Origin of the sequence: Acinetobacter sp. AL9 (genome assembly GCF_041464035.1) — a bacterium.
In the GTDB taxonomy this organism is placed as follows: Bacteria; Pseudomonadota; Gammaproteobacteria; order Pseudomonadales; family Moraxellaceae; genus Acinetobacter; species Acinetobacter towneri.
This window is the reverse complement of record NZ_JAYFSK010000260.1, coordinates 1-255: the sequence shown is the minus strand read 5'-3', so window position 1 is coordinate 255 and position 255 is coordinate 1. Positions and strand designations below refer to the sequence as shown.

The 255-nt window shown below is 37.6% G+C and carries 1 protein-coding gene and 1 pseudogene; both read left to right on the top strand.

Annotated features, from left to right (window positions below):
• Positions 1-147 (top strand): annotated as a pseudogene (locus tag ACEO2X_RS14605) (IS607 family transposase); the annotation flags it as partial.
• On the top strand, positions 144-255 hold a 112-nt coding region (locus ACEO2X_RS14600; RefSeq protein WP_180158806.1), incomplete at its 3' end, for a helix-turn-helix domain-containing protein. The pseudogene ACEO2X_RS14605 and the gene ACEO2X_RS14600, both read left to right, overlap by 4 nt.

The following is a 255-nucleotide window of genomic DNA, read 5'->3' as shown; positions in this document are numbered from 1 at the left end:
ATTATTAATCAGGGTGAAAATTTGAGTTTTGAGGAGGAACTGTCTCAAGATGTCCTGGAAATTATCACTGTATTTTCAGCACGATTATATGGAAGCCGAAGTAAAAAGAACCAAAAGCTAATACAGGTGGTCAAAGAAGCACTATGAGTCGATTTATACGAGGGCATATCATTGAATTGATGCCCAATAATAAACAAGCAAGCCATTTTGCTCAGGCAAGTGGTGTTGCTCGTTTGTCGTATAATTGGGCTTTAA